This window comes from Ruegeria sp. ABV3_008 (assembly GCF_056161185.1).
Window position 1 is genome coordinate 1 of the sequence record NZ_JBSWYP010000005.1, and the last position, 24,458, is coordinate 24,458.

Annotated in this window: 21 protein-coding genes; 9 read left to right on the forward strand and 12 right to left on the reverse strand. The window is 53.7% G+C overall.

The window, feature by feature from the left end:
- The first annotated feature begins 309 nt into the window (after positions 1 to 309).
- Positions 310 to 648, forward strand: a complete 339-nt coding sequence (locus ACXAH8_RS10310; protein WP_475218107.1) for a hypothetical protein — start codon at positions 310 to 312, stop codon at positions 646 to 648.
- 706 nt (positions 649 to 1,354) lie between these two features.
- Here ACXAH8_RS10310 and ACXAH8_RS10315 read toward each other — a convergent pair.
- The 3 genes from ACXAH8_RS10315 to ACXAH8_RS10325 all read right to left on the reverse strand — a co-directional run bounded on the left by ACXAH8_RS10315 (position 1,355) and on the right by ACXAH8_RS10325 (position 3,713).
- The gene (locus ACXAH8_RS10315; RefSeq protein ID WP_475218110.1) at positions 1,355 to 2,248 is read right to left on the reverse strand and encodes an NAD(P)-dependent oxidoreductase; all 894 of its coding nucleotides are present in this window, start codon (positions 2,246 to 2,248) and stop codon (positions 1,355 to 1,357) included.
- A 441-nt stretch (positions 2,249 to 2,689) separates the two neighbouring features.
- Positions 2,690 to 2,932, reverse strand: a complete 243-nt coding sequence (locus ACXAH8_RS10320; RefSeq protein WP_475218112.1) for a 5-aminolevulinate synthase — start codon at positions 2,930 to 2,932, stop codon at positions 2,690 to 2,692.
- 538 nt (positions 2,933 to 3,470) lie between these two features.
- The gene (locus tag ACXAH8_RS10325; RefSeq protein ID WP_475218114.1) at positions 3,471 to 3,713 is read right to left on the reverse strand and encodes a hypothetical protein; all 243 of its coding nucleotides are present in this window, start codon (positions 3,711 to 3,713) and stop codon (positions 3,471 to 3,473) included.
- 381 nt (positions 3,714 to 4,094) lie between these two features.
- Here ACXAH8_RS10325 and ACXAH8_RS10330 point away from each other — a divergent pair, with 381 nt between their 5' ends.
- Positions 4,095 to 4,328 (forward strand): hypothetical protein, encoded by a 234-nt coding sequence (locus ACXAH8_RS10330; RefSeq protein WP_170527438.1) that lies wholly within the window; start codon positions 4,095 to 4,097, stop codon positions 4,326 to 4,328.
- A gap of 231 nt (positions 4,329 to 4,559) precedes the next feature.
- Here ACXAH8_RS10330 and arcC read toward each other — a convergent pair whose 3' ends face one another.
- The 5 genes from arcC to ACXAH8_RS10355 are packed head-to-tail and all read right to left on the reverse strand — an operon-like array spanning position 4,560 to position 10,817.
- Entirely contained in the window at positions 4,560 to 5,498 is a 939-nt protein-coding gene (gene arcC / locus ACXAH8_RS10335; RefSeq protein ID WP_475218116.1) for a carbamate kinase, read from the reverse strand.
- Between the two features lie 3 nt (positions 5,499 to 5,501).
- A complete protein-coding gene (gene argF, locus ACXAH8_RS10340) occupies positions 5,502 to 6,500 on the reverse strand; it encodes an ornithine carbamoyltransferase (protein ID WP_475218118.1) in 999 nt (332 codons plus the stop codon).
- 55 nt (positions 6,501 to 6,555) lie between these two features.
- Positions 6,556 to 7,782 (reverse strand): arginine deiminase, encoded by a 1,227-nt coding sequence (locus ACXAH8_RS10345; protein ID WP_170471693.1) that lies wholly within the window; start codon positions 7,780 to 7,782, stop codon positions 6,556 to 6,558.
- Entirely contained in the window at positions 7,779 to 9,158 is a 1,380-nt protein-coding gene (locus ACXAH8_RS10350) for an amino acid permease (protein ID WP_475218121.1), read from the reverse strand. The genes ACXAH8_RS10345 and ACXAH8_RS10350 overlap by 4 nt, the downstream gene beginning before the upstream one ends.
- Before the next feature lie 9 nt (positions 9,159 to 9,167).
- Positions 9,168 to 10,817: a YfcC family protein gene (locus ACXAH8_RS10355; protein WP_475218123.1), complete on the reverse strand. Its 1,650-nt coding sequence runs from the start codon at positions 10,815 to 10,817 to the stop codon at positions 9,168 to 9,170.
- Positions 10,818 to 10,899: 82 nt separating this feature from the next.
- Between ACXAH8_RS10355 and ACXAH8_RS10360 the strand changes: the two genes are divergently transcribed.
- The 3 genes from ACXAH8_RS10360 (at position 10,900) to ACXAH8_RS10370 (ending at position 16,712) form a co-directional block, all read left to right on the forward strand.
- On the forward strand, positions 10,900 to 13,581 hold the full coding sequence (locus ACXAH8_RS10360) for a cation-translocating P-type ATPase (protein ID WP_475218125.1): 2,682 nt from the start codon (positions 10,900 to 10,902) through the stop codon (positions 13,579 to 13,581).
- 422 nt (positions 13,582 to 14,003) lie between these two features.
- Positions 14,004 to 14,477, forward strand: a complete 474-nt coding sequence (locus ACXAH8_RS10365; RefSeq protein ID WP_475218127.1) for a phosphate-starvation-inducible PsiE family protein — start codon at positions 14,004 to 14,006, stop codon at positions 14,475 to 14,477.
- A 102-nt stretch (positions 14,478 to 14,579) separates the two neighbouring features.
- Complete coding sequence (locus ACXAH8_RS10370) at positions 14,580 to 16,712, forward strand: adenylate/guanylate cyclase domain-containing protein (protein WP_475218129.1); 2,133 nt, start codon at positions 14,580 to 14,582, stop codon at positions 16,710 to 16,712.
- A 274-nt stretch (positions 16,713 to 16,986) separates the two neighbouring features.
- On the opposite strand, the gene ACXAH8_RS10375 is transcribed toward ACXAH8_RS10370, so the two are convergent.
- Genes ACXAH8_RS10375 through ACXAH8_RS10390 form a run of 4 tightly spaced genes read right to left on the reverse strand, consistent with a single transcriptional unit; the run spans position 16,987 to position 21,202 of the window.
- Positions 16,987 to 17,769 (reverse strand): arginine deiminase family protein, encoded by a 783-nt coding sequence (locus tag ACXAH8_RS10375; RefSeq protein WP_475218131.1) that lies wholly within the window; start codon positions 17,767 to 17,769, stop codon positions 16,987 to 16,989.
- A gap of 3 nt (positions 17,770 to 17,772) precedes the next feature.
- Entirely contained in the window at positions 17,773 to 19,377 is a 1,605-nt protein-coding gene (locus tag ACXAH8_RS10380) for a 5-guanidino-2-oxopentanoate decarboxylase (protein ID WP_475218133.1), read from the reverse strand.
- Positions 19,374 to 20,558 (reverse strand): pyridoxal phosphate-dependent aminotransferase, encoded by a 1,185-nt coding sequence (locus ACXAH8_RS10385; protein ID WP_475218135.1) that lies wholly within the window; start codon positions 20,556 to 20,558, stop codon positions 19,374 to 19,376. The genes ACXAH8_RS10380 and ACXAH8_RS10385 overlap by 4 nt, the downstream gene beginning before the upstream one ends.
- Positions 20,555 to 21,202 (reverse strand): TetR/AcrR family transcriptional regulator, encoded by a 648-nt coding sequence (locus ACXAH8_RS10390; RefSeq protein ID WP_475218137.1) that lies wholly within the window; start codon positions 21,200 to 21,202, stop codon positions 20,555 to 20,557. The genes ACXAH8_RS10385 and ACXAH8_RS10390 overlap by 4 nt, the downstream gene beginning before the upstream one ends.
- Before the next feature lie 94 nt (positions 21,203 to 21,296).
- Here ACXAH8_RS10390 and ACXAH8_RS10395 point away from each other — a divergent pair, with 94 nt between their 5' ends.
- Genes ACXAH8_RS10395 through ACXAH8_RS10410 form a run of 4 tightly spaced genes read left to right on the forward strand, consistent with a single transcriptional unit; the run spans position 21,297 to position 24,411 of the window.
- Positions 21,297 to 22,094 (forward strand): ATP-binding cassette domain-containing protein, encoded by a 798-nt coding sequence (locus ACXAH8_RS10395; protein ID WP_170722540.1) that lies wholly within the window; start codon positions 21,297 to 21,299, stop codon positions 22,092 to 22,094.
- 38 nt (positions 22,095 to 22,132) lie between these two features.
- The gene (locus ACXAH8_RS10400; RefSeq protein ID WP_170380295.1) at positions 22,133 to 22,897 is read left to right on the forward strand and encodes a transporter substrate-binding domain-containing protein; all 765 of its coding nucleotides are present in this window, start codon (positions 22,133 to 22,135) and stop codon (positions 22,895 to 22,897) included.
- 9 nt (positions 22,898 to 22,906) lie between these two features.
- Complete coding sequence (locus ACXAH8_RS10405) at positions 22,907 to 23,653, forward strand: ABC transporter permease subunit (protein WP_170552217.1); 747 nt, start codon at positions 22,907 to 22,909, stop codon at positions 23,651 to 23,653.
- On the forward strand, positions 23,650 to 24,411 hold the full coding sequence (locus ACXAH8_RS10410; RefSeq protein WP_170660777.1) for an ABC transporter permease: 762 nt from the start codon (positions 23,650 to 23,652) through the stop codon (positions 24,409 to 24,411). Before ACXAH8_RS10405 ends, ACXAH8_RS10410 begins: the two co-directional genes overlap by 4 nt.
- Positions 24,412 to 24,458: the final 47 nt, after the last annotated feature.

Consider the following 24,458-nt stretch of genomic DNA (forward strand, 5'->3'; position numbering starts at 1 on the left):
AGCTTCCTCCGACTTGCTGACGCATTCCATGGTACAACTAAATCACTTCATTCCAAAGTTGGACGTCTGCTTTGGGCTCGAAGCAGTCGTTGCTTGAATTCAACTCAATGTCTGCTCTGCGGGCGATACAGACTTAGAATGTCTCTGTCGCTACGCGGTACGCTCGTCTAATCGGCAGCTTGTATGCAGCGGACGCGCAATTTGTCGTGAAACTTGACGGCTGTTTTTGTCGAATTAACATCGAACGAATAACGAAAATCTAAGGCGCTTCTCCGGGTGTAATTTGCCAAAATTTTTGAAGGAAAATCCATGAAGAACCCTCTCCGAACTGTCTCACCTTTCGGCTTGTCGTTGATAGCTGCCGCTTCAATTAACGTACCCTTTGGCGCAGAGGCGCGCGATGTTGGGAACCGAGGCGCAGATAGGGCACAGGATCGCGTGGATAGTAGAAGTGATCGGATTGACGGCGATGCACGCGACGCTGTTCGGGATGCAGGTGAGAAGGTCGGAAACGAAGTTCGTGACGAACTGGAGGAAGAAGCTGACGATGTGCGCGATGACCTTGAAGACGAGGCCGAGGAATTGCGCGAAGAGCTAGAGAACGAGGCTGATGAAGCTCGTGACGAATTAAAGAAAGAAATCGATTGATCTTCGAAGTTCTTTGGCGTTCGCTATTGAGGCAAATGTTTCTCAGTCCGCTCTGTGCTCAACTTGGTCACCTGACCATTTTTCTCAGATGACAGCTTATGAGCGGAAAGAAGACACACAAGGGTGTGGCAGTGCGGGTTAGGGCCTGCCTCTGCCGTCCAAATACTCTTTTTCAGGCTCTTGATATCCAGCTCCTTCATGGCTGCACACCCTTACAACAATGATTATGAAGAGTGCCATCAGGATTGCTCTGGCACTTGGGGTTTGGAGCAAGTATTTCATTATTCTTTTTTATTGTTGCGTGAGTGACTTGGCAAAGAAGTCCCGCGCCTTTTCATTCAGCCCGCCAGTTGAGCTCAACTAACCGGCAGCCGGCCGCATTGGGAAGCGGTTCGGAGGAGTTCAATTGATAGGTTTTTGCTCCGAGCGCCAACAGTTCGTGAGCATCCGTGAATTGCGTTATCCGGATTCCAACGTAGCAAACGACAACCACTCTGTAAATTTAACGACGTCAGAGTTAGTAGCGCGGTTTTAAGAAGGCTTTGATGTTAAGAAGGAAATGACGCAGGATGAAACCTTCGATTCAAACGCCAAAGTGAAAGACTTCTCAGTTCTGATCCTCAGCATGATTGGCGGGACTACCTGAAATCTTTGTTCCCGCATCTTAATGACTTCGCATTTAACTGCGTGTGTAATGCGACCAGAATTACGCCTTGGATACGCCGTTTCTCGCAGCCACGAAATCGACAAGGTGAGGAACATAGTCGTTCGGTCCGTCACCTCCAGCGGCGAGCGCCATTGCAAAACTGTTTTTTGCGGCGTTTCCGATTGGATTGGACAGCCCCACTTCATCCGCCATGGCTTCGAGGTAACGCAAATCTTTCAGAGCATTGGATAGCGTGAACTTGTGGGACTCTCGATTGCCTTCAACGGCGTACCCCATGAAAGTCTGGTAAAACCCGCAATCCATCCTGCTACCACGAATGACTGAGTCGAATTCCTTGGTGGAAATTCCGACTTTTTCTGACAATGCCAACGCTTCCGAATAAAGCGCCGCGTACCCCAGCGAAAGAAAGTTGTTCAGAAGCTTCATTTTGTGCCCTGCAGCACATGGACCAATGTGAACAATGGTCTTTGCCCAAGCTGCGATAACGGGCTTCAACCGCTCAAAAAGATCTGGGTGAGCACCGACCATAGTCGACAGCTCTCCGCTCTGTGCTTGAACGGGCGTCCCGCCCAACGGCGCGTCCGCCATATGGTGACCAGCCTGCGCTAACTTCTTTGCAAGTGCCATAGTGGAATTCGGGTCTGACGTGGAACAATCCACAATGACGCTACCGGTCTGCATGGTTGGCATCATGGCCGCGACAATTGCCTCGACCTGAGGTGAACCGGGTGCACAAATATGGATAACTGAGGAAACTGCCGCGAGCTCCGCGAGGTTTTCCGCCTCCGTCGCACCCCGAGCGACCAAGTCATCGACAGGGCCACGGTTTCGATGAGCAACCACATTAACTGTGAAGCCTGCTTTTAGCAGATTTGCGGCCATACCCTGACCCATCAAGCCGACACCAACAAATCCGACCGTTTCTTCGCTCATCGTGATCTCCCTTTACCATTCACGGAGAGTCAGTGTGGACTATTACAGAATGAAAAAGCAATGGCGGCTTAACTTTGCTTCGTGAACCAAGGCGCAGGACGCAGCGAATGAACGTTTCTAGTCCTTTTCGACAGATGCTGCGCTTGAACCAAATGTCTGCATTGGGCTCTTAGCAGACATCTATAGTACTATGTCGCTTGACAAGGCATTCCTCGCTAACTCAATGGCGGCAGTGCGGACAAAGCCGCCGTTGCCGTCAGAACATTTAGAGACTGCTGCCGATCCCATCGCACACCCATTACGCAAACAAGTCATCGTTGGCCCGAACGTAGCGTATAGAGCTGGTCACCTACAGTCCGGTCAGTGTGAGACGATCGCGAGCCCCGCGAATATGAGCACGCCGCCTGCCCAATCGCGCGGCTCTAGTCCCTCGCCGATGCTTTAGGCGTAGGTGAGTGCGATCAGCGTCTCGAGCGCGATTACTATTAGATACAGCTCGGAAAGTGGGACTATGCGCATCAGCACCACCTCAGACTGAGTTGCGGCCAAAAAACCCAGAAGGATCAGAGCGAGCGCCACCGCCGTCCATTCGGCTGAGGCCAATTTCAATCCGATTGTTGCAACGCCATATCTCGCTGCCGCAAAGACGGCCGAAGCCAGTGGCTTTGACGCTAGAAAATCCATGTTTCAAATCCTTCACCGTGTGCGAAAAAACAACATACTTCTAATAACCAGCATTCTCCCCATGGGATTTTAGCGTGCGTATGATGGCACCTTCAGTGAAGGCGGTTACATTATTTTAGCGAAGTGAAAGCCGGTAAGGGTATTGCTCATTCAGATGAAGCGAATAGCTGCTCCCCCCTTCGAAACGAATCCTGCGCCTGACCCAAAGTCTAATAAGGGCTCGAAGCGGACGTTCGCTACATTTTGTAGGAGCGTCTGCTATTCTTATGTTTTACTGGTCGTTCCGTCATGCTCGAACCTGAGGCTTTGAGGCGCCAGTTCCAATGATTAGTGTGGTGTATTTAGTGGTATGCATCTTAGTCTCTAAGATTTTATAAATTTTTAACAAAAAGTTATATGAAATGTATGGTTGCTCCTCTGTCCGCCACTGGTTTCTCAATAAATGAAACGTCTTGGGCAATGTAGCCCACTTGATGACATCGAGGAATACCTGTTCAAGGCAACTTTGAGGCATCCGCGCTGTTTAAAAAAGGTTTTTTTACTCCACTTCATACGGCCCACCCTCCTGTAAATTGCCAAACACAGCCCATGCCTCTTGGCAGGCGTTTTCTAGCGGTGTGTTATCTTCGGGGATGCTGTCCTTGAAATTAGGGTATGCCATTCGGTCGCCCAGGTTCATCAGCACTTTCATGAGGTGGTTTCGTGGAATGAACGCTAGGTAGCGATAGTCGCCGCCGGGTGTTTCGATCACTTCACCGTTCGTGCCGTAGTCGCGCAGCAACTCGGCGTCCTGTGCGCGTCGGAACCACAGACAGATGCGAGACCTAATGCGCGGCCCGCTGGTGTTGTCGTCCTCATCCGTAGCAAGCCAAAGTTGCTTCTTGTCGCTAGTGGAATCGTTGCGTCAGTTGGCTTGTCAGCTAAATCATAATCATTAATGTAGCTATCTATGTCGATGAGTGAAACTGAGCGAAATCGGTTACGACTTTGGCGCCGCTGGCAAGTCACGTTTGATCATTTTAAGTTCCCTGCCCCTATGCAGAGGGTGCATCAAGCACTTGTTATTCATCCTCAACCGTGGACAACTCGCGGTTTAGCTAAATATACTAATTTGCCTCAGACAAGCGTCAGACGACAGCTGAAACTCTTGGCAAACCCGAACGTGCAACGTGTAGACGATGGGTTTCAAATCACGGAGTTGGGTTTGGCTTTGAATTGGACTGTGCATCGAGAACTGACGAAGTTCGTTCGAGGGGGGCATCGGTTCAGCCAAGAGCTAATTTCAGCACACAAGCAGTCAACTGGTGCAAATGGTGTGGGCGGGGCCGACTACGAATGGCTTGCCACGCATATCTGGTGGCCTGTGATTGAGGCACCGGAAATTCTCGACGCGTAGGTTGTTGGGTAGTTTGGCTAGGCAGTGCCTTACGATTCGAACGAGTCTGTTGTTCGTAAATTTATGCGTTTAGCCGACCCCGCTCATCTGTCGAGTTTTGGACACTTCAATAATCCCCATCTGCGAGACGGAACTGTATCTGTTAGGAAACATTTTGGTGGGTCAGTTCAGAGAGAAATAGCCACAACAAAAAAAGGCTTCGAGCGGAACTGTATTGTTGGGCTCATTGTATCAATGAAATTGCGTTGCTCCTGCGTCCAGCGAAACGGTTGTTCCTTTCTCACCACGTACTGCTGCCGGGACATCTGCAAGGGCGCAAATAATGGCCCGCCCACCGGAGGTTCGAACGAAATCCTGTGCGGCCTGCACTTTCGGACCCATTGATCCCGCAGGAAAGTCGTATTCGTCCAAAGCATCTGGAGTGATGGATCGAATGCCCTTTTGATCGGGCGTTCCCCAATTGAGGAACACAGCCTCGGCGTCCGTTGCAACAACAAAGAAGTCTGCACCAAGATTCTGAGCCAGGAGACAAGAGGCAAAGTCCTTGTCTATGACGGCTTCGACTCCAACCAGTTTCCGTTCAGCTCCTGCCTCGTACATCGTGGGAATGCCGCCTCCGCCAGCAGCGATCACGGTTGCGCCTTTCTCAAGCATCCAACGGATCGGTTCGACCTGAAAGATACGTTTCGGGCGGGGCGATGGCACCACGCGCCGCCAGTACTCGCCATCCGGTTTTACCGTCCAGCCCTTGTCAGCCGCCTCTTTCTTGGCGTCCGCTTCGGAATAAACCTGCCCGATGAACTTGGTCGGGTTGTCGAAGGCCGGGTCGCTCGGGTCGACCTCGATCATGGTCAGCAGGGTGGCAATATGATGCTCGAAAGGCAGAATGTTCCCAAGTTCCTGCTCGATCATGTAGCCGATCATGCCCATTGTCTCGCCGACGAGGACGTCTAGCGGGTATTCCTCGACATCGGTGTACATGATCTCTTGCAGGGCCAGCATCCCGACCTGTGGACCATTGCCATGAGTGATGACGGTTTCGTGCGCTTCGCAGAGCGGGGCGAGGGCTTCGGCGGCAATCTTCGCGTTCTTGCGCTGATTGTCCGCTGTCATCGCCTCACCCCGTTTGAGAAGCGCGTTGCCGCCAAGTGCTACAACAACGCGACCCATGGTTCAGGCTCCCAATGTGGCGACGAGGATCGCCTTGATCGTGTGCATCCGGTTTTCGGCTTGCTCGAACGCGATGTTCATATCGCTTTCGAAAACATCCTCGGTCACTTCCATCTCGGTGATGCCGAACTGTTCGTGAATGTCCTGACCGACCTTGGTCTCCAGATTGTGGAAGGCGGGCAGGCAATGCATAAACTTTACGGCTGGATTGCCGGTTTTCCTCATCAGATCCATGTTGACCTGATAAGGACTCAGCAGCTTGATCCGCTCTGCCCAAACCTCTTTTGGCTCACCCATCGACACCCAGACATCGGTATGAATGAAGTCCGCGCCCTCTACGGCCGAGGTATCGTCCGTTATGGTCACACGTGCACCGGTCTTTTCGGCCCGTTCCATCGCCAATTCGCGCACATCGTCATGAGGCTGGGTTTCTTTCGGCGAGATCATCCGGACATCGCAGCCCATGATCGCGCCTAACATCAACAGCGAGTTGCCCATGTTTGACCGGCAATCGCCCGAATAGGCATAGACGATGTCCTTGCGGGGCTTGTCAGCGTGCTCGATCATGGTCTGCATATCGGCAAGCATCTGGGTCGGATGCCAATCGTCGGTCAGGCCGTTATAGACCGGGACACCAGCATATTCCGACAGCGTCTCGACCATGTCCTGACCCGCACCGCGGAATTCAATCCCGTCGAACATACGGCCCAGAACACGGGCGGTGTCTTTCATCGACTCCTTGTGCCCGATCTGTGAGCCTGACGGATCGAGATAGGTGATGTTCGCGCCCTGATCGTATGCGGCCACTTCAAAGGCGCAGCGGGTGCGTGTCGAAGTTTTTTCGAAGATCAGGCAGATGTTCTTGCCGGTCAGCGACGGCTGTTCGGCGCGGGCGTATTTCGCGCGCTTCAGGTCGCGGGCCAGATCCAGCAGATACAGCATTTCACGCTGGCTGAAATCGGCAATTTTCAGATAGCTACGGCCTTTGAGATTGAATGCCATTTTATCTCTCCCTAACAAAAATCAGAGGGCGCAGTGGGCTGCGCCCATGGTAAATTCAATAGGCGGGGTCGCGGTCGATCGGGCAGGTCATACAGTGGCCGCCACCACGGCCGCGCCCAAGTTCCTGACCCGAGATTTCGATCACCTCGACACCGGCTGCGCGCATCTTTCCATTCGTGAACGTATTGCGCGCATAGCCGACAACAACACCTGGCGAGAGGGCGACGACGTTATTACCGTCGTCCCATTGTTCGCGCTCGGCCTGGAATTCGTTGCCACCTGTAGAAATCACCTCGAGCGAATTCAGCCCCAAGGCTTCCTTGTAGACGTCAAACAGGTGCCCTTTTTCCACGTGGATATCCAAATCCCCACGATCGCCGGGGCGGATCGAGATACATGTGATCTGATCCGCCACTTCAGAAAATGCGGTGACCTTGTCATGGTCGAGGCATGTAAACACTGTATCCAGATGCATGGCCGCGCGGCTCTTGGGCATCGCACAGGCGACGACACGCTCGGCGCCGCCCTTGCGGAACAGCGCTTCCGAAACCTGTGCCACGGCCTGTCGGGTCGTGCGCTCGCCCATGCCGATAAACACTGTGCCGTTGCCCACCGGCTGCACATCGCCACCCTCGACCGAGGCGAGGCCAAAATCGTCGTCGCTGTCGCCCCACCAGAACTCGAATTCGGCGTTCTTGAACATCTTATGGAAGCGATACACGGTGCGCATAATCAGGGTTTCCGGCTTGCGAGCCGGCCAGAACATCGGGTTCGTCGTGACCCCATTGAACATCCAACAAGACGGGTCACGCTGGAACTGCGCATTCGGGACAGCGGGCAGGATGAAATCGCCCAGCGATACCAAGTCGCCAAATTGTTCGTCGATCATACCTTTGGGCAGATCGGCAAAGATGATTCCACCCAGCATGTGGCGTGCCAAGGTCTTGGCGTCCATCTCATCCAGCCAGGCGCGCATTTCAACTGAAAAGCCAAGACCGACCATGTTTGGCGTGATCAAGCGGTCCAGCATGAAGGCCCGCGCCTCTGGGTCGTCCGCGATAGCTTGGGCCAGCAGATCCTGAATGTCATAGACCTCGACCCCGCGTTCACGCATCAGGGAACAGAATTCAGCGTGGTCCTTGCGGGCCTGTTCGACCCAGATCACATCATCGAACAGAAGCTCTTCGCAGTTTCGAGGTGTCAGTCGATCATGCGCCAGTGACGGGCGCGAGACGATCACCTTGTTGAGCTTTCCGATCTCGGAATGAACGCCGAGCTTCATGGTAACTCTCCTTTCGAACTATCTGTTTTTTGAATGTCTTCAACGTCATTGGCCTGGCTCCAGCGGACCCAGACATGGATGGGAACGCCCAAAAGCAGCAAGACAGAGCCAACCAAAACGGTTTCCGCACCCGAACCGACGAAGGCCCATACGGAATATATGAACCCAAGGGCGCCCAGAACAACGACCTTCGCCAATTCTGGGCCATGTAGGACTTGCCCACCTTTTAGCCGGATCATGATCTCGGCCACGGAACAGATGGCATAGGGCAACAGGCTTGCGACAACAGCAAGTAGAATAACAAAGTTGAATGCGGCGACCAGTCCTTGAGCATAGTTCATGATAATCAGAACGGAGGCTAGGGCGTTCGACAATATCAGAGCGTTAGCAGGCGTTCCAAATTTGGATTTCCGGCCCAGAGCTGCAGGGAAAACGCGGTCTAAAGCAGCGCCGAATGGGACTTGCCCGCTGAGCAGTGTGAAGCCGTTCAGAGTTCCGAAGGTAGATATCACCGCACCTACGGCTACGAGTATACCGCCAACGGTGCCAAACATGACTTCGCCGACCGCTGCCAGCGGTGCGGCAGAAATAGCCAGCAACTCGGCAGGAATGACGCCCATCGAAACGGCGGTCACCGCTATATAGACGCTGGCCGCGATAATCACGCCGATGACCGTGGCGCGCGGGATGGTCTTTTCCGGCTCCATAACGTCGCCAGATGGAACGGTCGCGGATTCGAGGCCCAAATAGGCCCAGAGCGTTAGGGCCGCGGCAGCCGAGATCGCCGTAAACGCCGTCGTGCCACTTTGATTAACCGGGATGTAGTTCTCTGTTTCAATCCAGAAGATACCCAATGTGCCAATCAGGATCAGAGGCGCGAGTTTGAGCACGGTGGTCACGATCTGAACCAAACCGGCCCCTTCAACACCTCGGATATTTACCAAGGTAAGTGTCCAAATCGCGACCAACGCAGTCGATAAGCCGTACATTGGCGCTTCGATGATAATTGGAAACAGGAACCCCAGATACCCCACCAACGCGACTGCAACAGCTGCGTTCCCGGTCCAAAGCGCGATCCAATACCCCCAGGCAATTATGAAACCTGCAAAGTCTCCGAATGCTTCTTGCGAATAGGCATACGGGCCGCCGGGTTTGGAAACGACACGCGACAACCGCCCAAAGATGATCGCCAAAACCAGCGCCCCGGCCGAAGTTAGGATCCATCCGCAGATTGCGATAGGCCCAAACGGCGCAAGTGACGCCGGCAGAAGGAACACTCCTGACCCAATCATGTTTCCAACAACCAAAGCGATACAGGCCGTCAGCCCAAGGGCACCCGATTTCGAAGTCGTCTCTGGAGCGGAACGATCGGTCATTGCGACGGCTCAGTTCGATGTTGTGTCTGAAGTCTCGGTTGCGGGCCCGTCGATCCCCGGATCAGTTATGGCGCCAACGGTGAGCGCGGCGCAGATGATCACGGCAAGTATAAGAAGCAGGGGGAAAACGAAGCGTAGCCACCGATCATAGGAGACACGGCCAATGGCGAGCCCTCCCATGACGACGGCAAATGTCGGATTGAACAGGTTCACCCATCCGTTTGCCGACTGGTACGCTGTCACCACCAGGTCACGACCGACGCCCGCAAAATCAGCAAGCGGCGCCATAATCGGCATCGAAAGCGTGGCCAGCCCTGAAGAGGACGGCACCAGGAATGACATCAAGATCTGAATGCCAAACATCGCGTTGATAAATGCGAATTCGCTCAGACCCGAGACAAAGCCCTCAGCTCCGGCAAGGATTGTGTCGGTGATTTTGCCCGCGTCCATGATCACGACCACGCCGCGCGCGACACCGATGATCAAAGCAACCCCGAGCAGATCGCGGGCGCCATCGACGAAGGTTTCCACAAAGGTCGCCTCGTCCATACGGGACCCTTCGTCCATTTTCCCGACCCACCAAACGGTGATGGACATCACAAGGAACAGGCCAGACATCTCGGCCATCCACCATCCCAATACCACAACACCATAGATCATTATTGCAAATGTAATGCCGAACAGGAGCAGGATGATGGAGCGGGTTCGAGTCAACTCTGGCAAAGCATCATCGCCGGCCGACCCCTTAAGAAAATGCCTTCTGTTTTCCTCGGCTTGATCCGCAACCACAGATGCAGATGGATCGGCCTTTACTCGCTTTGCGTATCTCATGACAAAAGCGATGCCAGCTGCCAAGCAGAGTATGAGGATAATGAACCTTAGAACGATGCCAGTCGTAAATGGAATTCCAGCGCCTTGCGAAGCGACGACTGTTGCAAACGCGTTGAATGTTGAGCCAAGAGTGCCGATTCCCGCTCCTAGCATGATCACGGCAACACCGGTGAGTGAATCATATCCCGCGCGTATGAAAACCGGAATTATAAGCGCATAAAACGCCAGTGTTTCCTCAGCCATGCCGTAGCTGGTGCCGCCAAATGCAAAAGCAATCATCAGAATCGGGATCATTAAAATCTCGCGGCCTTCAAGCCTGTGCAGCAACCAACCAATGCCAGCATCGATGGCACCAGTTTTGGTCACGACCATCAGGAAGCCGCCAATAACCAAAACGAAGAGCGCGACGTCTATTGCTGCACTTGAAGAGCTTCCGAGAAGCCCAGGGTCATACATCCCGGCAATTGGCGCGAGAATGACCGAAGTTAGTCCTTGGGGGTTAGACTCGACTTCGTGATAGGTGCCCGGAACAGGAGCTTCGCTGCCCAAAGCTTCGTTCATTTGACGTTCGTATTCGCCTGCAGGAATGACCCAAGTTAACACCGCTACAATAGCGATCAGAGCAAACAGGATTGTAAATGCAGTAGGGAATTTGAAATTTGACATAACTAACTCTCGCGTTGGAGGTAGAGCGACATAAAAAAACGAGCATGTATTTAGATTCGTTTCAATTTTTGGCGAGCCAAAATGGCTCAGCGGAAAGTGAAAAAACGAAGGCAGGACGTAGACTAGCGGTGATTCGCGCTTCCTTTGCGCGAGAATTTGCACCCACGTCCTATCGAAAGGGGCTTCTATGCAGCATGCTTTCCATGCCACGGATGACCAAGACACACTTCCGACAGCACCTTGGGTGATCGAGAAAACTGCGTTGACCGAGGCACTAGCTGTAGATCCTAAAAACGGATTGAGCTCGGAAACCGCAAAGGAACGCCTCTCAAGATATGGACTAAACCGTCTATCCGAAGCCGAGGCTGAGCCAGCGTGGAAAATGCTGCTCGTTCAATTTAAGAGCCCGCTCCTGATAATCCTTATGGTGGGTGCGGTTATTTCGGCTTTCACCGGACATTGGATCGACGCCGTGGCGATCTTTTTGATCGCGATCTTCAATGCCTTCATCTCGTTTTGGCAAGAGTTCAAGGCAGAACAATCACTCGCCGCACTTCGCGAGATGTCAGCCCCACAGGCTTTGGTAAGAAGGGACGGTGACCAGGTGCAAATCGCCGCCTCTGCTTTGGTCCCCGGCGACATATTGATAGTTAAAACAGGTGATATTCTTGCCGCTGACATTCGGTTTCTCCAAGCCAACAGAATGCAGGTCGATGAAGCTGCGCTAACCGGAGAGTCCGAACCTGTGGACAAACATGATCGTAAGATCAACGATCAGGAGGTCGTTCTTGCCGATCGCCTCAACATGGGCTTCATGAGTACCCTTGTCACTGGTGGAACCGGTGAAGGCGTCGTGGTTGGAACTGGCATGAGAACCGAGGTTGGCCATATCGCGGATCTGATGTCAGCAGCTAAGGAACCAAAGACGCCGCTGCAGCTCAAAATCGAAGCACTTTCGAAGGTACTTATTATCGCGGCTCTTATTGTCGTGGCTATCGTCATTGGTATCGGCGTTATCAACGGCATGGACCTCGCGGAAATGCTAAATACTGCGATTTCTCTGTCAGTAGCAGCCATTCCAGAAGGCCTACCAACTGTCGTCACAATACTTTTGACGCTCGGATCTCAGAACATGGCTTCGAATAACGCTCTAGCCCGAAAACTGTCTTCGGTGGAAACGTTAGGCGCCACGTCTGTCATCTGCTCGGACAAGACTGGAACTCTTACACAAAACCAAATGCAGGTGATGCGCATTTGGGCTGGGGGCGAAACCTGGGAGGTAAGTGGCGCCGGCTTTGACACGTCAGGGGAATTTCTGGACTCGAAAAACGAAGCCACAAAGGTCGAAGAGGGGACACCGTTATGGCCTGTGCTGATGATCTCCGCTTTTTGCAATGATGCCCGGCTGATTGGTGAAGGTGCTGAGACCTCAGTGCAAGGTAACCCGACTGAAGGTGCGCTTCTGGTCGCTGCGGCAAAGGCCGGAATTGATGTCGAAGAGTTGAGGGCTCGTCGGAGCGAGGCTCTTCAATCCTTCCCTTTTGATTCAACAAGAAAAATGATGTCCGTCTTCGCACAGCTTCCCGACGGGCGGACTGTTTTGGTCGCAAAAGGGGCGCCTGACGTGATTTTGTCGCGAGCGGTTAAGGTCCGTATCGGCGAGGAGGAGCGCCAAATAACGCCTGAACTACGAGCTGATATAGAAAATGTCATTGACAGTTTTGGCGAGCGGGCTCTTAGAACTTTGGCAGTGGCGTATCGCGAAGTTTCCCCAGACGAACTGGATCACGACAACCCCGAACAGGAAATCGTGCTCGCTGGTATACATGGTATTATGGATCCCCCCCGACAAGAAGTGCCGCATGCCGTAGCAGAAGCCACCAGTGCCGGAATCCGTACTGTTATGATCACTGGGGATCATGCAGTCACCGCCAAGGCGATAGCCGAGCAAATCGGTGTAATTTCGGGTTCACAGCAAGCCGTATTCACGGGTGCCGAGCTCGACCAAATGAAAGACAAAGATCTAAATAGCGCAGTGAAGAACGCAGCTGTATTTGCGCGCGTGACGCCCGAGCACAAACTTCGCATCGTTAAGGCACTTCAGACCAATGGTGAAGTGGCCGCGATGACAGGAGATGGCGTGAACGATGCGCCTGCGCTTCGCGCGGCTGACATAGGTGTCGCCATGGGGATTACCGGGACACAGGTTGCCAAGGACAGCGCCGCGTTGATTCTTCTGGATGATAACTTCACGACTATTGTCACGGCGGTTCGCGAGGGCCGGAGAATCTTTGACAACCTACTGAAATTCGTCCGGCAAGCTCTAACTGCCAACGTTGCCGAAGTTACCACCATTCTTTTCGCTTTTCTGCTGATGGGAGCAGATCCCCTCCTTCCGATCACACCGCTTATGATCCTCTGGGTGAACTTGGTTTCAGATGGCTTACCAGCACTGGCGCTGGGATTTGAAAAAAGCGAGCCGGATCTAATGAGACGTCCGCCACGCCCGCGCGACGAAGACATGTTCGGTGGTGGAATGAAAGAGCGGATTCTGATTAGGGGCAGCGCATTGGGTTTTCTGACCTACTACGTTTTTCAAGAGTTTCTCGAACGCGGTGCCTCTCTGGAGCACGCGCAAACAGCTGCCTTCATGACCCTCATATTTGCGCAAATTTGGCATGTCTTTGACGCGCGAACTACAACGACACTTTATCGCAAATCGCCGCTTGGCAACACCATGCTCCTAGGCGCAGTCGGCATTTCAGTCGTTTTATCGTTATTGGCAATTTACTCTGCTCCGGGCCATTTCGTTCTGGGCACGGTTCCATTGCCTCTTTCACATCTGTTGGGAACGTTCTTTGTCGCGGCGCTTCCGACACTCGTGCTGTCCGGCTTAAAGGAAATGTTTAATCTTAAATTCGTTTGAGTGAAAAGAGTGTGGTTTGAAATGGCTAACCCCCAGAAAAGTGGTCGCTTGTTTTATTTGAAAAGGAGGATCTTACCGAGCTTGTCAACGGAGTGATCTTGTCCTCTCGGAGTAGTTTGCGGCGCGTTTTGAAGCGAACTCAGGAATAGTCATCGGCTTCTGCGGATTGGCAAGTTGCGGCGTACACAGATCGAGGTTTCTTTTGTGGTTGGACGTGTGGGTTTAAGTCTTTTCAACGTGGCTAGCGAACCAGTTCCGCAAGAAAAAAACATCAGGCGCTATGGTGATGCTGAAAATCGTAGAGGTAGGCTCGGATGAAATGAAACAATGATGGTACAGGATATTTCCGTTGGGGAGCAAGAGATGGTGGCGTAGAGAACGCCGTTTGGCGTCCTGACGTAGCAAAGAGGGGGAGGTGATAAATGGAACACAAGGATCCATTTGTAGAAAAACTTCAGGTCGTAATTCGGTTCGCCGTCCGAATTCTGGCCGTAATGATGGTTCTGGTTATACTACTTGGCGTCTTGGATGTGGCCTGGACCCTCTATCAGAAACTAATCAATCAGCCTGTATTCATACTGACAATCTCTGAAATATTGTCTACTTTTGGCGCCTTCATGGCGGTGCTAATCGCTATCGAAATATTCGTAAACATCACAATCTATCTTCGCGACGACGTAATCCATGTGAAGATAGTGGTTGCTACGGCGCTCATGGCCGTCGCACGAAAGGTCATTATACTCGATACGGAGAAGACAAGCGGACTGGATCTGGTCGGTCTTGCACTTCTCGTGATTGCTTGTTCACTCGCCTATTGGCTGGTTCACGATATGCCGTCCTTTAGCGTTCGGTTTGGGCGAGCCAAAAGCGCTGAAAAAGCCAAGGAAGAACAATAGTGCCAGTACTTTGTGTCTTCAGATAACAAAGTGCTCTAGATACTCATATGTGAGGTAACGAGCGACTGGACTTCTATTGTTACATTTTGACTAATTAAGGGTATGAAAGTACGTCTCCATATCGGCGTTGCGACGTTATTCACGTTCCTCACGTTGGCCGTAACAACAATGCTTGTTGCCATTCTATATTTTGGCAACAAAGAGCTCGCCATTCGTACTGCGAAAGAGCGGATGGCGGAGGCCAGAAGCCAGTCAGTCGATGAGATGCTAACCGTGATACGCGGAGCGGGAAGTGTCGTATCTTCTGCATCTGTCTTTCTTTCTAAATTTACGGACTATGCTGGCTCAAGTGCAGGTTTGGACGTGCTCTATTCGCAGATGCAAGGCAATGAGCACTACTATGGCTTGTATTTTGGCGAGGAAGAATCCGGAGACTTTTTTCAGAATATTAACCTCCCAAAACATTGGAAAACTTTTGGTACGAGCGCCTTGCCTGTGCCGGAAGGAGTAGATCGCGTTCAACGGGTAATTTCCGAGCAATTTGGCGAGCGCGTCGAGACTTACTTTTGGTCGGATGGTCGTTCGCTGGCCATACCATTTCTTAGTGGAACCACTGTCTACGACCCTCGAACACGCCCTTGGTATCGCGGGGCGTTGGAGCAAAGCGGCGTTTACGTTTCGCCGCTTTATCAGTTTGAGAGTACAGGGCGTCTGGGTGCAACGTTCTCAAAAACCGTGGTTGACGACGAAGGTAAATTGCTTGGCGTCGTTGCGCTCGACATAACAATATCGGCACTTTCGCAAATCCTAGATGATATCAGGATCGGCGATCATGGTTTGGTTTTCATGCTAGATCGCGAAGGCCGCCTACTTTCGTACACCAGCACGCGGTCCGAAGGTGGAGAGCCGCGCTTCGTAAGTTCCAATACGAACGAGTCAATTGAAGGTAGTAGCCAAATTATTGATAGTGTCATTGATAAATGGCGAACCAGTCAGCAGGATTTTTTTCGCATAGCTCCAGCATCCGATGAAGGAAACTATATCGCATCTGTGATGCCAATCCCTGAAGTCTTCGGTGCCCAACCCACACTCGGGCTCATAGTGCCGGAAGATGAGTTTATCGGAGAAATAAAAAGAAACACCACTCGCGCCATGCAAATCGGCGTCCTTGCTTTGGTTCTGGCTGTCTCATTTACCTTTGTTGTCGCCCGTCTGTTGAGCAAAAACCTCGTGCGCGTGGCAACGGAAGCCAGAAAAGTCAGTAACTTTGAGCTAAGTGAGAACTTGAACCTGAAGTCAAATATTCAGGAAGTCGCCGAACTCGGGGCTGCCGTTGCGAGTATGAAAGCTGGTTTGTCGAGTTTCGGAGCGTTCGTACCGAAGGAGCTGGTGCGCTCTATCCTTTCAAAAGCAGAGAGAATTAGCGTTGGGGGAGAGTCGCGCGACGTGACACTTATGTTCGCCGACCTCAAAGGCTTTACGCGCCAAACCGAGGGGCTTGAACCCGAAGTTCTGATGCCTGCCTTGTCCGAGTATTTCGAAGCAATGGAAAAAGAGATATCCAGTAATCAGGGTACCGTGGATAAGTATATCGGCGATGCCATTATGGCTCTGTGGAATGCTCCACTCGATGATACTGATCACCCTGTTCATGCTTGCCGAGCAGCTTTAGCTTGTTTGCAGGCTGAGGCGAAACTCAATTCTGATAAGGAAGCGTTACCACTACGTCCGTTGCACACACGTTTCGGCCTACACACCGGTCGCGTCGTGGTCGGTAATGTCGGGTCCCTCTCAAGATTGCAATACACTGCGCTTGGCGCTGCCGTTAACTTTGCTTCCAGACTGGAAGGGTTGAATAAAGTTTACGGCACAAGAATTCTCGTATCGTCAGATGTGGCCGTTCATGTCGAGAGCAAGTTTGTGCTGCGCGAAATTGACTTTGTCGTACCCGCCGGGACTAGTTTTCCTAGCCGTATCTTTGAACTGGTAGGGGAAAAAGAGGATGAGAGTGGTTCTCTGGTGAGCGCAGCCAAGAAACGCGAACTCGAAGACTGGCGTGTATGCTATGACTTATATCAGTCTGGAAAATGGACTGAAGCATTAGACGCCTTAAAGAGGCATCGAGAAATCGCAGCTAACAAGCTTCTTGTAGATGTCTTTATCGAACGTTGCAGCAGTTTTGCGTTTAAACCTCCGGCCGATTGGGACGGCGTTTACCGTTTCGAGAATAAATAAATGAGAAGCATTGCAATCTCTCGCCCCGATGGACCAGAGAGCAGTCAACCAGTCACAATCAAACTGGACCAGTCAGATGAGGCTGCTCAGTCTGTTGCGATGCCGATTAACTGCCAAGATTTGTAGATGACAGCCATTTTCTGGCGTCGGCACCTACGGGCTCACATGCAGCCACAAATTCACGTTCTCTCGACAGCGTTCGTTTCAATTCGCCAGTATAGCCTCGGCACTCCAGCTGAACTCGGTTATTTTGCCTGATGATCCTTAGCTAACATCAAAACCTCAGAGACAGGCATGACATGCCGCCATCCAACTTGGCGCAATCGGTGTTGTCGATTTGGACGACCTCATACCCTGCCTTGTCCAAAACATCTGCAGTGCGGGGGAAACCGGCCGCCATGAGCACCAGATTGTTGAAACGTATTGCATTGGCGGCCGCTTCCTCCCCGTCGGCAACATGCAGAACTCGGTAGCCTTCAAAACATCCGGACGCATCCAAGCGCTTGGTTGACAGGATGGTTTCGGCATCCATCAGCGAACAATCGGTCTTAAAATGCAACACGCCTTCAGGCGTAAACACCTCGCGCAAAGCATGGCCCCATTCATTGGCAATTTCCGTCAGCTCGGCCACGCCTGCAGCGTCGGTTCGATCCGAGCGGCCGACCAGAATTTCCTTTCCGGTCACCAGGATATCACCTCCTTCGACATGGCCGGGCCCCTTGATCTCGCGGACGTCGTCGTAACAGGCACGGATCGTCGACGATATTTCTGCCACCTCACCCAGGCGGGAGGGCGCGCCAGGTCGCATCAGGATAGCACCTTGCGGCAGGCACAGCGCGGTGTCCTCGACGAATTGGGCGTCCGGGTACGCTTCAAGCGGGTCAAGCTCGATGACTTCTGCTTCGGTGCTCCGTAGCGCGCTGACATAGGCCGAATGCGCAGCCAGCATACCCTCTAGGCTGGGATTGCCGATATCCTCGGCACGCAGGCCGTCTGCAATGGTCGAGGCAGGCTTGCGCGTTATGGCACGGGTAAATTCAAAGGTCGGGTTTCGCATGAGTCACTCCTGATCCGAGCGTCGCCCGGTAATATCAATTTCCAGAATCGCGGGGCCGATTTGGGCAATGGCTTCTGTCAGTGCAGCGGCAACAGCTATTGGATCTTGCCGGACGCGTTTGTAGGGGACACCAAACGAGGCAGCAGTGGCCGCAAAGTCAGGTGGGGTTGGGTCGCAACCGATCACCTCGACGCCCACGCCCTCCATGGAAGTAGCGATTTCGCCATAGCCATGGTTGTTCCAAAGAACAAAGGTAATGCGCAGGTTTTGGTCCACTGCGGCCATGATCTCGGGCAGTGAAAATTGGGCACCTCCGTCCCCAGCGATGCAAATCACGGACGCCTCCGGGTCGGCAATCGCGGCACCGATGGCGGCTGGAATACCATAGCCAAGCGCTCCGTATCCGGTGGCCGCATTGAACCAACCTCCGGGACGGTCGTGATCATAATAGAGGTTGCCCGCATAAATCGGTTGAGTGGAATCTCCGATCATGAGCGCATTCGGGACAGCAGCGCGCATGGCTGCCAGAATACCGACTTGAGCGCGGTAGTCAGAACCTATCTCTTCGAACGCAGCAGCGCGGGTTCTTTCGGCGCGGTCCACTCCATCTCGCTGGTTGGATTTTCCGGGCAATGCCGACAGCAAGGACGAAACAACCTGATCGGTGCGACCCTCTATGGCTATTGCGGCTTCGTGACGGGTCAGTTGATCCGGGCAAATATCCACTCGTATGAGCCCTGACATAGAGGCCATATCTCCGGTGGCATACATGTCATAGTCCGTTGGGCCCAACTCGGTCCCCAAAGCGAGGACGCAATCGGCATCCTCGATCAATGCCCGTACGGTTTTCAAGCTTGGACTAGCGGGAACAGTAAGTGGGTGCCCATGCATCAGACCGCGCGCATTTGCGGTTTGCACGACAGGCGCATCGAGACGCTCTGCCAGAGTTTGTAGATCTTCTCCGGTCGTTTTCGCTCCGCCACCCGCCAAGATGACGACTTTTCGCGCGGCTGACAGCCGGTCTGCGGCTTGTTGGACTAAGTCGCAGTCCAATGCCTGATGGGGATAATCTTCCGACGTCAGGGCGCTTTCAGCGACCAGTCCCGCCACATCCAGCGGGATTTGGATATGGGTGGGGCCTGGTCGTCCAACGGAATAGGGTGCAAATGTGCGATCCAAAGCGGCACTCAGATCACTGGGCTGGTCCACATGTTCGGACACCAGCGCAACGGTCTTGGCAAGCGCATGTTGGTCGGGCAGTTCATGCAAGTGGCCAAGAAACTTGTTTAGCGTGCTCTTCTCGTTGACGCCGGAAACCACCAGCATCGGAACGGAATCCGCACGGGCCTGCGCCATCGGCGTCAGCGTATTTGTCAGGCCGGGTCCTGTTATGACAAAGGCAACGCCCGGCTTGCCTGAAACACGCGCATAGCCGTCAGCCATAAAACCTGCGCCTTGCTCGTGCCTTGGGGTCACATGCTGAATACCCGAGGCGGCAAGCCCGCGATAAAGCTCAACGGTGTGCACGCCGGGAATGCCGAACACGCAGGATACGCCCCGTTGCTTCAATTCGGCGACCAGTGCCTCGCCCACTGTTTGTTTGGTCATGCAACATTCCGTTTGCTGAGGTTTGCGTGGGCGACGATACGGTCTAGCGCGGTCGCGAATTGGCTGTCGTCGATGGTGAGGGCGACCCGAACCCAGTCCTTGAGGCTTTCACCAAAGGCCGAGCCCGGCATCACTGAAACGCCATGCTCCAAAAGATCCCAAGCATAGGCGTCACCATCCATTCCAATGCCCGATACGTTGACCAGCGCAAACATGCCCGCATCCGGTTGGTGGACGGTCAGAGGCGTTTCACTATGAAGGCGGCGCTCCAGAACACGAGCGCGAGCCGCAAAACGAGACGCCATGCCTGCAGCGACCGAAGATCCGTGTCGCACAGCTTTTTCAGTCATGTCTGCGATAAAGGGCTGGTTGCCAAACAGCATCGTTTCCGAGACCGGTAGTAACGCAGTACAGAACGCGGCTGGGCCAACGCACCAACCGCTGCGGAAGCCAGGGGCTGCGTGAGATTTGGAAATCGACGACACGGCGATGACCCTATCGGCCAGGTCCGGGTCCGAAAGCGGAGATACAAATTCTGCTCCTTCAAACACCAGATGCTCGTACACTTCGTCCGAGATGATCCAGAGGTCGTGCTTGATCGCAAGTTCGCCAATTTTCCGTACATCTTCAGCGGTCAGGATCGCGCCTGTCGGATTATGCGGAGTCGTCAGAAGTATAGCGCGGCTGCGCGGGGTGATGCGCTCGGCAATATCTTCGGCCTGCAACCGAAAACCGTTTTCAGGGCGGAGCGGCACCGGCACGGGTTCGGCTCCTGATGCGCGGATCACGCCCTCGTACGTGGCATACATCGGATCACCGACCAACACTTCGGAACCGGCTTCGGCGACGCCTTGCATCACCGTATAAAGCGCGGTCTGCGTGCCAGGAAAACAAAGAATATTCTCCGGCAAAAACTGCCGGCCGCGGCTTTTGGTATACGACTCTGCCAAGGCTGCGCAAAGCCCGGCCTCTCCGCGGCCGTTGGAATAGCCGGTACGGCCAGACTTCAACGCCACGGCAGCGGCGTCGCATAGCTCTGGAGGCGTTGGCACGTCCGGCTCGCCGATTGTCATTTCCACCAGATCGGCGCCTGCCTCAACCATGGCGCGCGCCTTCAAGTGTACTTCCCACTTACCGCCGCCCAATCCGGCCAGCCGTTCAGTAATTGCCGTCAACCTCATAGGCGCTCGCTCTCTTGCGTTAGATCCAAATCGATAATGGCGGAAACGGATTGCAGCCCGATTTCAACCAGTTCACCCTGCTCAAAGGCATCGGGTAAGGCCCCGCCTTCCAGCCACAGACCGTCGATGACCGCATTGCAAGCGATAGCCAGCTGCCGCAATTGGACAGGCGATGCCGAACGGTTCGCTTCATTCAGAGAGGCCGCGATTAACCCTTCAAGCTGGTCCCGAAAATAGGCGTATGTTCGTTCGTGGGTCGCCTTCATTTGCTGGTCCTGCTGAACTTTGTTCAAAAAACTGGCCCAAAGAGCGATAGCACGGGGGTCGACAACCGGAGGCGTCAACGACGCGGTCACGAAAGCTGCCAACTTGGCTTGGGCGCTAGTTTCGACTTGGCTCGCGGGTGCGAATGTCTGATCTGTCATCGAGTTCATGTGGTGCTCATACGCCGCGACGATCAGCTCCTCCTTGGAGTTGAAATAATGACGGATGAGCCCCTGCGTTACATCTGCGCGGTCTGCGATTCCCCGCACTGTAGCGCCACGGACGCCCTGCTCCGCCACCAAATCAAGCGTCGCGAGAATCAGTGCGTGCTGTCGGGCTTCGGCCGACTCACGCTTAAATTTCTTGCGGTCTTCGCTCACGATTGGTCCTATTTTGCGGATGCTGTAATTATACACTTGCATAATTACTGTGCTCGCGGCTTACTGCAATCAGAAAGTTGGGGTCAAAGAAAAAATGGACACAGCCGCCGCTGACGCAGTTGCTCAACAAACGGATACGCGCCGAGAGGCGATCCGCGTTGAGGACTTGCATAAGTCTTTTGGAAATCTCGAGGTACTAAAAGGCGTAGACCTCACTGCACATCAGGGCGATGTCGTAGCGATCATTGGTGGCTCGGGGTCTGGCAAATCGACCATGCTACGATGCATCAATTTCCTTGAAACGCCGACCTCCGGCAAAATCATAATCGGAGACGAGGAAGTGGCCATGCGGGCGGATGGCAGCCCGGCCAGCCAGAAGCAGATAGAGCGCATTCGGACAAAGCTGGCGATGGTGTTCCAGCAGTTCAACCTGTGGACCCACCGCACTCTGCTGGAGAATGTGATCGAGGTTCCGGTACATGTGTTAAAGGTGCCAAAATCCGAGGCGATCGAACGCGCGCGCGAATTGCTGGTCAGGGTAGGCCTGGGCGGAAAAGAGGACACCTTCCCAGCATATCTATCCGGGGGCCAACAGCAGAGGGCCGCTATTGCTCGGGCATTGGCGGTTGATCCTTCCGCTATGCTCTTTGACGAGCCAACATCCGCACTGGATCCAGAACTTGTGGGCGAAGTGCTGACGGTGATCCGTGATCTGGCTGCTGAAGGGCGAACCATGTTATTGGTCACTCATGAGATGAAGTTCGCGCGAGAAGTGGCGAACCATGTCGTCTACCTCTACCAGGGACGCATTGAAGAGCAGGGACCACCTGCCGACCTCTTTGGAAATCCACAATCAGAACGACTGAAGCAATTCCTCAGATCAGTCGGATAGTATCAAAACACCAAATAAAACCAACCGGGAGACTCCTAATGAAATTAAAAGCACTTCTGACTGCAGCAACAGCCGCAGCCGTTCTAACTGCAGGCGCGGCCGCAGCTGAACAAGTTAAGATCGGTATCGCCGCCGAACCCTATCCCCCATTTGCGTCACCCGACAGCTCGGGCAATTGGGTCGGATGGGAGATCGAGGTGATCAATGCCGTCTGCGCCGCAGCCGAGCTTGACTGTGTAATCACACCTGTCGCCTGGGACGGTATCATTCCGTCGCTGACCGGCCAGCAGATCGATGCGATCATGGCGTCGATGTCGATCACCGAAGAACGGCTGAAGACCATCGACTTTAGTGATGCGTACTACAACACACCCGCAGTGATCGTGGCGGACAAGTCGATGGATATCGAGCCCACCGCAGAATCCCTTGCTGGCAAGATCATCGGGATCCAAGCCTCGACCATCCACCAAGCCTATGCCCAGGAATACTTCAAGGATTCAGAGCTGAAAGTTTATCAGACTCAGGATGAGGCCAACCAAGACCTTTTCGCGGGTCGCATCGATGCTACTCAGGCGGACAGTATTGCCATGGCTGATTTTGTGAATTCGGACAATGGTAGCTGTTGCGAAATCAAAGGTGCTGTCGCAGATGATCCGGCAATCTTGGGCCGTGGCGTCGGTGCCGGTGTGCGCAAGGGCGACACCGAACTTCTTGAAGCGCTAAACAAAGGGATCGCTGCGATCTTGGCGGATGGGACCCACGAGAAAATCACCTCGGGTTATTTCACCACCAGCATCTACTAAGGCGTAGCTGTGACCGGACTGTTAGAGACACTGGGCCTTGGCACCAGCATGGAGTTGCTGTCGCTGTCTAGTTGGGGTGGCAACCTGTTACGCGGGCTTGCCAATTCCCTGCAAATCGCCTTCGGCGCATTTGGAATGGGGCTGGTTATCGGGCTGTTCGGGGCCTACGGAAAACTCTACGGCGGGAAGGTCACGCGTGACCTTCTTGCCATCTACACAACAGTGATCAGGGCTGTGCCCGAATTGGTGCTGATCCTAATCCTTTATTATGTCGGCAGTGATATCATCAACAAGATCTCTGAGGCCGTCGGAGGCGGCCGGGTTGAGATCAACGGTGTCGCCGCCGGTATTTGGGTGTTGGGCGTTGTACAAGGGGCCTATGCCACCGAGGTTCTGCGAGGCGCGATAAAGGCGGTGCCTGTCGGGCAGATCGAGGCGGCGAAGTCCTATGGAATGCCCGCCTTCATGATCATGCGTCGGGTGACCATACCAGCAATGATGGGATTTGCGGTGCCGGGGCTGGCCAATCTGTGGCTTATCGCCACCAAAGACACGGCCTTGCTCGCTGTCGTTGGGTTCAGTGAGTTGACGCTGGAAACACGACAGGCGGCAAGCAGTACCCGAGCCTACTTCACCTTCTTTTTGGCTGCTGGCTTTCTATACCTGATGGTCACCCTTTTCTCAGGGGTCGTTTTTGCCCGAATCGAGAAATGGGCGCGGCGCGGTCAACCTTCGTTGAAGGGTGGCTCGGCATGATCACTGTAAAAGCTCTTATGCAACCGCACCGTATCGTCATGATGTTGCTATTTGCAGCATTGGTGATCTGGTGTGCGTTCTCGTTGCGTTGGGACTGGATCCCAAAATATGCCCCTTTGGCGTTACAGGGTCTTTGGACCACAATCTGGCTTTTGGTGGTCACAACCGTATTAGGCTTTCTAATGGCTGTGCCTCTGGGATTGGCGCAAGCGGTGGGCCCATGGTACTTGGCCACGCCCGCAAGGGTGTTCTGCACGATAATTCGAGGCACACCGCTGCTGTTGCAGATCTGGTTGCTATATTACGGACTTGGTTCGTTATTTCCGCAGTTTCCCTGGATACGATCGTCTGAGCTTTGGCCCTACCTGCGTCAGGCTTGGCCCTACGCCGTCCTGGCGCTGACATTGTCCTTTGCAGGATACGAGGGCGAGGTCATGCGAGGCGCGTTCTCTGGTGTGGCAAAAGGCCAGTTGGAGGCTGCAAAGTCTTTCGGGATGCCACGTTTCACTATGTTCCGCCGGATCTGGCTACCCCAAGCCGTACGTAATGTTCTGCCTACCTTGGGTGGTGAAACCATATTGCAGCTCAAAGCAACGCCACTCGTAGCAACGATCACAGTGGTCGAGATATATGCGGTTTCTTCCCGGGTTCGAGCAGACACATTCGTGGTCTACGAGCCCCTGCTGTTGCTGGCATTGGTTTACATGGCAATCGCCGGTTTAATTGCCTTAGCCTTCCGACGATTCGAGGGAGTTTGAAATATTGCCAGCAGTGCTAACGTATGGTCGATAGGTGTATTGAGACA